Below are 9,609 nucleotides of genomic sequence, written 5' to 3'. Positions count from 1 at the left end.
CATCAGACGGGCGGGCACGCGGGTGAGGCGGTCGGGCGGGTGCTCGGCACCCAGGCGGCCTCGCCGTTGTCGTTCTGGATCGGCCTGGAGCCGGGCAAGGTCGTCCAGCTCGACGACGTGGTGGTGACCAGACGCGACGTGCCCGGCTACGGCCCCGTGCTGGTGGCGGGGGTGGTGACGACCGTGGAGGCGCGCCACGAGGGCGCCGCGTACGACTCCGACGTCTTCCTGATCGCCGACGGCGCGCTGCCGGCGGCCGTGGTCGAGGTCGCCGAGGTGCGGGTGACGCGGGTCGAGCCGGAGGTGTTCGTGCCGCCGCTGCCGGGCGCCAAGGTCCACCTCGCCGGCTCCGGCGACCGCGACCAGGCGCTCTACTTCGACGTGATGGACCGCCGCATCCCCCTCGGGATGGGCCGCGACGGCCAGCCCCTCTACGTGAACTTCGACTTCCTCGACGGCACCCGCGGCGCCCACGTGTCGATCTCCGGTGTCTCCGGCGTCGCCACGAAGACCTCCTTCGCCACGTTCCTGCTCTACTCGATCTTCAACTCGGGGGTGCTGGCGGGCGAGGCGGCCAACACCAAGGCGCTGATCTTCTCCGTCAAGGGCGAGGACCTGCTCTTCCTCGACCACGACAACCTCCGGCTGGACGATCGGGCCAGGGACGTCTACGGCCGGCTGGGGCTGCCCGCCAAGGCGTTCGGCAGCGTCCACGTGTTCGCGCCGCCGCGCCCGGGCGACCCCAACGGCGTGCCGCACGTCGCCTCCCGTACGCAGGGGGTCAGCGCCTTCTACTGGACGCTGGTGGAGTTCTGCGAGGAGGAGCTGCTGCGGTTCGTCTTCGCCGACGCCGACGACGAGCGGGCCGGCTACTCCCTGCTGGTCGGCCAGGTCGCCGCGCGGCTGAAGGCGTGGGCCGAGCCGGTGGGCGACGGCGGCGCGGTCAGAGTGCGCGGCACCTCCTGCCGGACGTTCGGCGACCTGGTGGAGCTGCTCTCCGACGAGCTGCAGGAGGAGGAGGCCCGGCGCGAGTGGACGGGCGCGCAGACGCCGCTCGGCACCGTCAACGCCTTCCTGCGCCGGCTGCGCAGCGCCGTGCGCCCGCTGTCGCCGATCGTCCGCGGCGACCTGCCGTTCTTCCGCAACCACCAGGTGCGCACGTCCGACGCGCAGGTGTCGATCGTCGACCTGCACAACCTGCCCGAGCGGGCGCAGCGGTTCGTGGTCGGCGTGGTGCTGCGCGGCGAGTTCCACCGCAAGGAGTCCTCCGGCACCGCCCGGCCGCTGCTGTTCGTGGTGCTGGACGAGCTCAACAAGTACGCCCCGCGCGAGGGCGACTCCCCCATCAAGGAGATCCTGCTCGACGTCGCCGAGCGGGGCCGCTCGCTCGGCGTCATCCTCATCGGCGCCCAGCAGACCGCCTCGGAGGTGGAGCGGCGCATCGTCTCCAACAGCGCCGTGCGTGTCGCCGGCCGCCTCGACCCGGCCGAGGCCGCCCGCTCGGAGTACGGCTGGCTGCCCCCGGCCGTCCGCGAACGCGCCACGATCGCCAAACCCGGCACCATGTTCGTCGCCCAGCCGGAGATCCCGGTGCCGCTGGCGGTGGTCTTCCCGTTCCCGGCCTGGGCGACCCGGCCGGCGGAGGCGGCCACCCAGCCGAGCGCCCGCACGACGGCCGCGGGCGGCGACCCGTTCCAGGGCCTGCCCGGCGTCGAAGACGACATCCCGCCCTTCTAACCCCCAGGTGGTCTCGTGAAGATCCTGCACACCGCGGACTGGCACGTGGGCAAGGTGCTCAAGGGCCGTCCCCGCATCGACGAGCACCGCGAGGTGCTGCGCGAGCTCGTCGGCGCGGCCCGTACGCACGACGTCGACGCCGTCATCGTGGCCGGCGACCTGTTCGACACCTCGGCGCCGACGCCCGAGGCGCAGTCGCTGGTGCTCAACGCGCTCATGGCGCTGCGCGGCGACGGCCGCGACGTCGTGGTGCTGGCCGGCAACCACGACAACCCGCAGCTGCTGGAGGTCTACCGGCCGGTGCTCGGCAAGCTGGGGCTGCACGTGCTCGGCACGTTCCGGCGTCCCGACGCGGGCGGCACGCTCGCCTTCACCGCGCGCTCGGGCGAGCCGGTGCGCCTGGCGGTGCTGCCGTTCCTGTCGCACCGGTACGTCGTCCGCGCCGCCGAGGTGCTCACCGGCACCGCCGCCGACCACAACCGCGACTACGCCTCCCGCCTCGTCGAGCTGATCGGCGCGCTCACCGCGGGCTTCCACGCCGACACCGTCAACCTGGTCACCACCCACGGCACGCTGCCGGGCGGCGCGTTCGGCGGCGGCGAGCGCGAGGCGCAGTCGATCTTCTCCTACTACTTCGAGCCGACCGCGTTCCCGCCCGCCACCCAGTACGCCGCCCTCGGCCACCTGCACCGGCGCCAGCAGATCCCCGGGCCGTGCCCGATCTGGTACAGCGGCTCGCCGCTGGCCGTCGACTTCGGCGAGGAGGGCAACACGCCGGGCGCGCTGCTGGTCGAGGTCACGCCGGGCCGGCCGGCCGTGGTGGAGGAGCTGACGTTCGCCTCGGCCCGCCGGCTGCGCACCGTGCGCGGCACGCTGGAGGAGCTGGAGGCCATCGAGCCGGGCGACGACTGGCTCAAGGTGATCGTGGAGGAGAAACCCCGCGTGGGCCTGGCCGACGACGTGCGCGGCGTGTTGTCGGGCGCGGTGGACGTCGTGCTGGACGAGCGGTTCAGGCCCGTGCCCGCCACCCGCAAGGCCGGCTCGCCCGACCGCAGCCCGCGCGAGTTGTTCCGCGAGTACCTGAACGCCACCGGCCGCCACGACGAGCAGGTGGCCACCCTGTTCGACCGGCTCTACGACGAGGTGACCGGCTGATGCGCCCCCTTCTGCTCCATCTGGACCACTTCGGCAGCTTCCGTGAGCCGGTGACGATCGACTTCTCCGACACCGAGTATTTCGCGCTCGTCGGCCCGACCGGCGCCGGCAAGAGCACCATCATCGACGCGATCTGCTTCGCCCTGTACGGCACCGTGCCCCGCTGGGGCAGGGAGAACGCCGTCGCCCACGCCCTGGCCCCCTCGGTGGCGGCCGGCAAGGTCGCGATGGTGTTCGACAGCGACGGCCGCCGGTACGGCGTGGCCCGGTCGATGGTGCGCGACGCCAGGGGCGCGGTGCGCACCAAGGAGGCCAGGCTCGACGAGCTCGACCCGGCCGCACCCCTCGACCAGGTCTTCGACACGGTGGTGCGGCCGATCGCCGAGGGCGAGAACGTCACCCCGGAGGCGCAGCGGGTGACCGGCCTTGAGTACCGGTTCTTCACCCAGTGCGTGGTGCTGCCGCAGGGCCGCTTCGCCGAGTTCCTGCACGCCGCGCCGCGCGAGCGGCAGGACCTGCTGGTGCAGCTGCTCGACGCTGACGTCTACGAGCGCATCCGGCAGAGCGCCGCCCGCGAGGAGGAGGCCGCCAAGCAGGCCGCCTCGTTCGCCCGCGACCAGCTCGCCAAGCTGTCCGGCGCCACCGACGAGGCCGAGCGGGAGCTGGCCGACCGGCTCGCGGCGCTGCGCCGGCTGTCCGGCACCATCGGCTCCGACCTCGACCTGCTGCGTTCGCGCGAGGACGACATCCGCCGCGCCGAGCAGGAGCGGGCCGCCGTCGCCGAACGCCGGTCGGTGCTGGCGTCGCTGCGCATGCCCGCCGCCGTGCCCACGCTGGCCGAGGCCCGCCGCGCCGCCGCGGAGGCGGCCGGACGGCTGGCCGCCGAGGTCGAGACCCTGGAGGCCGACGACCACGAGGCGTACGAGGCGCTGACCGCGCTGGGCGACCGGGGCGCGCCGCGCGCGGCGCTGGCCGCGCTCGACGCCCGCGAGCGCCGGGCCGCCGAGGCCGCCCGCGCCCGGGCCGAGGCCGGGACCGCGGCGGCGTCGCTGGCCGAGCTGGCCGCCGCGCGGGAGACGGCCGAGCAGACGCTGGCCGCCGCGGAGGCCCAGCGCGAACGCCTGCGCGACGCCCACGCCGCCGCTCATCTGGTCGCCCGGCTGGCCGTCGGCGAGCCGTGCCCCGTCTGCCGGCACCCGGTCGCCGAGCTGCCCCGCCACGACGCGCCCGCCGACATGCGCACCGCCGACCGTGCCCTGGCCGGCGCCCGCGAACGCGCCGAACGGGCCCGGTCCGCGCACGCCCGCGCCGAGACGTCGGCGTCCATGCTGGCCGCGCAGGCCGACCGGCTGGAGTCGGAGCTGGCCGCGCTGCCCGCCCCCGGAGACCGGGCCGCGCTCGAAGGCACGCTGGCCGCCATCGCCAAGGCCGAGGAGGTCGCCGGCGAGGCCCGCCAGGCGCTGCGGGCCGGCCGCGCCCGGCTCGACAAGGCGCGGGCCGCCGCCGCGCAGGCCGAACGCCAGGCCGAGACCGCCTGGCGGGAGCTGGAGGCCGCCCGCGACCGGCTGCTCGTCGCCGGCCGCCAGGAGGACCCGCCGCCGCCCCTCGACCGCGACGACCTGCACCGCGCCTGGACCGACCTGCTGGCCTGGCGCGACCGCGCCGCCCAGGCCGCTCAGGCCGCGCTCACCGAGCGCGAGGAGCGGCTCGGCCGGGCGCGCGACCTGCTCGCCGCCGACCGCCGCCGGCTGACCGAGCGGCTGGCCGAGCACGGCGTGGTCGCTCCTCCCGACGCCTCCCCCGACCAGCTCGGCGCCGCCGTCGCCACCGCCGTCGCCCGCGCCGAGGGCGCCCTCGAACGCCTGCGGGAGGAGCGCAGGCGCGCCGCCGACCTCGAACGCCAGGTCGCCGCCAAGGAGCACGAGGCCAAGGTCGCCCACGAGCTGGCCCTGCGGCTGCGGGCCAACGCCTTCGAGCGCTGGTTGTGCGCCGAGGCCCTCGCCGTGCTGGTCGCCTCGGCCTCCGACACGCTGCGCGAGCTGTCCGACGGCCAGTACGAGCTGGCCCTGGCCGACAAGACCGGCGACATCGAGGTCATCGACTACGGCGAGGCCGGCATGCGGCGCAGCGCCCGCACGCTGTCCGGCGGCGAGACGTTCCAGGCCGCCCTGGCCCTGGCGCTCGCGCTGTCCGGCGCCGTCGCCCGCGGCCTCGACTCGATCTTCCTGGACGAGGGCTTCGGCACGCTCGACCCGGCCACCCTCGACACCGTGGCCACCACCCTCGAACGCCTCGCCGCCGGCCAGGAACGCATGATCGGCGTCGTCACGCACGTGCCCGCGCTGGCCGACCGCGTGCCGGTGCGCTTCGAGGTCAGGCGCGACGGCAAGGGCTCCCACGTGCGGAAGGCGGCCATCGCTCCATGACGGGCTTCACCGTCGACCCGTGGGACCCCGGCTACGCCGCCGCCCTCGCCGTCGAGAACCTCTCCGAGATGGGCTCCACCAGCGCCGAGCTGGTCCTCGACGTCGAGCGGCCGGCCGGTGACTGGAAGCCCGTCACGCCCGGCCCCGGCGTCTCGGCCCCCGGCACGCTGCTGGTGGCCGACGGCGTGCGCCGGATCGACGCGCGGGTGTGGGTGCACGACCCCGACGCGCCGATGCCCGTGCCCGGCATCGCCGCCTCGTACGCGGCCGGGATCGTCCGGTGCGGGCCCGGCGGCGCCGACCTGGTGGACGTGCAGGTCAACCGGACGCTGATCTCGGCCTCACCGCACGCGCCCGAGGTCAAGACCACGCACGCCACCTACCTGCCCGGCCGGGCCGCCGACGCGAGCTTCGAGGAGCTGTCGCTGGCGCTGCAGCGGCAGGTCACCCAGCTGGAGGTGGACCTGGCGGTGCGGCACCGCTCGCACGACGACGACCTGCTGCTGGTCGACGGGCCGCTGCGGGGGCGCACGCATCTGCCGCGCACGGTCGGCTACATCAAGACGCACCACACGGCGTACCTGCCGCCGGCCCAGTCCGCCGTGGTCGGCGCGCTCGCCGCCGGGCAGCGCACGCCCGTGTTCCTCATGGGCACGAGCTGGCGGCGGCACGCCTGGTACGTGCGCCTGCCCGTCCAGTCGTCCGCCCCGTGGGCGGGGGTGGCGCGCTGCGAGGCCAGCGCCGACCTCGACCCGGCCGAGGCGGTGCGGCTGGCCGACGCGGTCACGCTCGCCCTGCCGCCGCTGGCCGGCGTCGACTACAAGGACCCGCGCGCGCCGCAGAACCTCATCCCGATCGGCGGCCTGGAGAAGCTGCTGCGCCACCACCTGGGCGACGGCCGGCTGCTCTACCGCGCGCTGCGCACCGCGGCCGGCTAGTCAGGGCTCGATCAGCCCGGCCCTGATGGCGTGGCGGGTGAGCTCCAGCCGGTCGCGCAGGCCGAGCTTGGCCAGGATGTTGGCGCGGTGCCGGTCCACGGTCTTGACGCTGATCACCAGCATGTCGGCGATCTCCTTGCTGGAGTGGCCCTCGGCGATGAGCTTGACGATCTCCTCCTCGCGTGGCGTCAGCACCGAGTCGGGGATCGTCTCGCCCTGCCGGTGGCGCTGCAGGTAGTCGCGGATGAGCGCGGTGATCGCCCCCGGGTAGAAGAACGGCTCGCCGCGCATGGCGGCCCGGCACGCCTCCAGCAGGTCGCGGTCGGCCACCGACTTGAGCACGTACCCGCAGGCGCCGGCCTTGAGGGACTCGAAGAAGTACTGCTCGTTGTCGTACATGGAGAGCATTAGCAGCCGGATGCCGGGGGCGCGGCGGGAGATCTCGCGGGCGGCCTGGATGCCGGTCAGGCGCGGCATGGCGATGTCGAGGATGGCCAGGTCGACGTCGGCACCCGCGCGGGTGGCCAGCTCGATCGCCTCGGCGCCGTCGCCGGCCTCGGCGACCACGGTCAGGTCCGGCTCGGCGTCGAGGATCATCCGCAGGCCGTGGCGCACGAGGGCGTGGTCGTCGGCGAGCAGGATGCGGGTCGCGGCGGTCACGACGACGCCTCCCCGGCGGGGAGGGGCACGCTCAGCCGTACTTCGGTGCCGTGGCCTGGGCGGGCGTCGACGGTGAGGTCGGCGCCGATGAGCATGGCGCGTTCGCGCATGCCGCGGATGCCGGTGCCCTCCTCGATGGGGCCGCCGCGCCCGTTGTCGGCGATGCGCAGCAGCACGGTGCCGTCGCCGGCCGTCAGGGACAGCTCGGCGGCGGTGGCCCGGGCGTGGCGGGCGATGTTGGTCAGGCCCTCCTGGGCGATGCGGTAGATCACCAGCTCGGCCTCGCCGCCGAGACCGGGCAGCCGCGGCTCGAAGCGCCGCTTCACGGGCACGCCGCTGACGTCGGTCAACTCGCCGGCCAGCTGGTTCATGGCGGCCATCAGCCCGAGGTCCTCCAGCACGCCGGGCCGCAGCCGCCGGGCGATGCGGCGTACCTCGTCGAGGCTGGCGCGGACGGTCTCCTGGGCGGTGCTCAGCTCCTCGCGCAGCTCGGCGGGGGCGCGGTCGAGGGTGCGCTTGAGCCCGAGCAGGACCACGGTGAGGCTCTGGCCGATCTCGTCGTGCAGCTCGCGGGCGATGCGCTGCCGCTCGGCCTCCTGGACGGCCAGCGCGTGGGCGGCGCTGGCGCTGCGCTCGGCCTCCAGCCGGTCGAGCATGGCGTTGAAGGTGGCGATCACCGCGCCGAGGTCGCCCGAGCCGTCCTGGGCGATGCGGGTCCTGGGACGCAGCAGGTCCACCCGCTCCATCAGCGTGGTCAGCGCGCTCAGCGGCGCCAGGCTGCGGCGCAGCAGGTACGCGTTCGCGGCCAGCATCAGGGCGAGGCCGGCGGCCAGGATCGGCAGCTCGGTCAGCAGCACCGGCGAGGAGACCGTGGCCGGCGACAGCGCCAGCACCGTCAACCCGGTGGTGAACACCAGCCCGTTGATGAGCGTGATCCGCCGGAACAGCGCCGAGGCCGTCGGACGCCCGCGCGCCTGCCGGCGGGGTGGAGAGTACCTGGTCGCTGCAGCATTCATACCTCCACCCTGCCCGTGACCAGCGGGTACTGTCCATCCGAGTCGACCCCCATACCGCATGCGGTCTCTACATGTCCGGCACCGCCCTAAATGGGTGGCGGTACCGATGGCGGGGGTGGGGTGCGCACCCTGAGACTGATGGGGGGATCCCCACCAGAACGGACAGAAGGGGCCGGGAGAACACGCGTGACCTTGCAGCAGCTGTACGGCGTCCTGCTCGCCGGGGGCGTCGTCCTGCTCGCCTCCATCGCCGCCGCGCGCACCGCCGCGCGGCTCGGCCTGCCCAGCCTGCTGCTGTTCCTGGCCCTCGGCCTGCTGCTCGGCGAGGACGTCCTCGGCATCGACTTCGACAACGCCCAGCTCGCCCAGACGCTGGGCACCGCCGCGCTGGCGATCATCCTGATCGAGGGCGGGCTGAGCACCCGGTGGAACGACCTGCGCCGGATGTTGTCCCCGTCGGCGCTGCTGGCCACCCTCGGCGTGGCGGTCAGCGTCGTGGTCACCGCGGCGGGCGCGCACCTGCTGCTGGGCATGGAGTGGCGGCTGGCGCTGCTGCTGGGCGCCATCGTGTCCTCCACCGACGCCGCCGCTGTGTTCGCCGTGCTGCGGGCGCTGCCGCTGCCGCGGCGGCTGGCCGGCATCGTGGAGGCCGAGTCGGGGTTCAACGACGCGCCCACGGTCATCCTCGTGCTCGTGTTCAGCACCACGGCCGGGCTGCCCGATCCGGTGGACGTGGCCGGCCAGGTGGGCTACCAGCTGGCCGTCGGAGCGGTCGTCGGGCTCGTCGTCGGCCGCATCGGGGTGGCCGCGCTGCGGTACGTGGCCCTGCCCGCCAGCGGCCTGTACCCGCTGACCACGCTGGGGCTGGGCATCCTCGCCTTCGCGGCGGCGGGAGCCGCGAACGCCTCGGGGTTCCTGGCCGCGTACCTGGCGGGGATCGTGCTGGGCAACGCGGTGCTGCCGCACCGGGCCGCCACCCGGTCGTTCGCCGAGGGGCTGGCGTGGCTGGCGCAGATCGGCCTGTTCGTCATGCTGGGGCTGCTCGTCGACCCGAGCGAGCTGGGCTCGGCCGTGGTGCCGGCGCTGCTGGCCGGGCTGGTGCTGCTGCTGGTGGCCCGGCCGCTGTCGGTGGTGGCGTGCCTGGCGCCGTTCCGCGTACCGCTGCGCGACCAGGCGTTCATCTCGTGGGCGGGGCTGCGCGGGGCGGTGCCGATCGTGCTGGCCACGTTCCCCATCGTGGCGGCCGTGCCGGGCAGCGGGACGCTGCTGAACATCGTGTTCGTCCTGGTCGTCGTCTTCACGCTGGTGCAGGGGCCGACGCTGCCCGCCGTCGGGCGGTTGCTGGGCGTGGCGCGGGCCGACCAGCCGCAGGAGGTGGACATCGAGTCGGCGCCGCTGGACACGGTCGGCGCCGAGCTGCTCACCCTCACCGTGCCGCCCGGGTCGCGGCTGCACGGCGTGGAGATCTTCGAGCTGCGCCTGCCGAGCCCGGCCGTGGTCACGCTCGTCGTACGGGAGGGCCGGACGTTCGTGCCGGACGGCGGCACCCGGCTGCTCCAGGGCGACCAGGCGCTGATCGTCACCACCGGCGCCACCCGCACGGCCGTGGAGGATCGCCTGCGCGAGGTCGGCCGCGGCGGCCGGCTGGCCCGCTGGCACACGGGCACCCCCAGAGCC

At 74.9% G+C, this 9,609-nt stretch carries 7 protein-coding genes; 5 read left to right on the top strand and 2 right to left on the bottom strand.

Features of this window, described 5'->3' with window-relative positions; translation table 11 throughout:
• The 4 genes from C1J01_RS42155 to C1J01_RS42140 form a co-directional block, all read left to right on the top strand.
• Positions 1–1,737 (top strand): ATP-binding protein (locus tag C1J01_RS42155; protein WP_235855033.1); only part of this gene is annotated, 1,737 nt, incomplete at its 5' end.
• A gap of 15 nt (positions 1,738–1,752) precedes the next feature.
• Entirely contained in the window at positions 1,753–2,892 is a 1,140-nt protein-coding gene (locus C1J01_RS42150) for an exonuclease SbcCD subunit D (protein ID WP_111184646.1), read from the top strand.
• Positions 2,892–5,318: an AAA family ATPase gene (locus C1J01_RS42145; RefSeq protein ID WP_111184645.1), complete on the top strand. Its 2,427-nt coding sequence runs from the start codon at positions 2,892–2,894 to the stop codon at positions 5,316–5,318. The genes C1J01_RS42150 and C1J01_RS42145 overlap by 1 nt, the downstream gene beginning before the upstream one ends.
• Positions 5,315–6,256 (top strand): hypothetical protein, encoded by a 942-nt coding sequence (locus tag C1J01_RS42140; RefSeq protein ID WP_111184644.1) that lies wholly within the window; start codon positions 5,315–5,317, stop codon positions 6,254–6,256. The genes C1J01_RS42145 and C1J01_RS42140 overlap by 4 nt, the downstream gene beginning before the upstream one ends.
• Here C1J01_RS42140 and C1J01_RS42135 read toward each other — a convergent pair whose 3' ends face one another.
• Together C1J01_RS42135 and C1J01_RS42130 are read right to left on the bottom strand one after the other, a co-directional pair.
• The gene (locus C1J01_RS42135; protein WP_111184643.1) at positions 6,257–6,916 is read right to left on the bottom strand and encodes a response regulator; all 660 of its coding nucleotides are present in this window, start codon (positions 6,914–6,916) and stop codon (positions 6,257–6,259) included.
• Positions 6,913–7,932 carry a HAMP domain-containing sensor histidine kinase gene (locus C1J01_RS42130; RefSeq protein ID WP_111184642.1) on the bottom strand — a complete coding sequence of 340 codons (1,020 nt, stop codon included), beginning with the start codon at positions 7,930–7,932 and terminating at the stop codon, positions 6,913–6,915. Before C1J01_RS42130 ends, C1J01_RS42135 begins: the two co-directional genes overlap by 4 nt.
• 186 nt (positions 7,933–8,118) lie before the next feature.
• On the opposite strand from C1J01_RS42130, the gene C1J01_RS42125 reads away from it, so the two are divergent.
• The coding region (locus tag C1J01_RS42125) for a potassium/proton antiporter (protein ID WP_111184641.1) at positions 8,119–9,609 on the top strand (1,491 nt) is incomplete at its 3' end.

This window comes from Nonomuraea aridisoli, from assembly GCF_003236395.1.
Lineage (GTDB): Bacteria > Actinomycetota > Actinomycetes > Streptosporangiales > Streptosporangiaceae > Nonomuraea > Nonomuraea aridisoli.
Note: the sequence above shows the minus strand (reverse complement) of the source record. Positions and strands in the feature narration are given on the sequence as shown.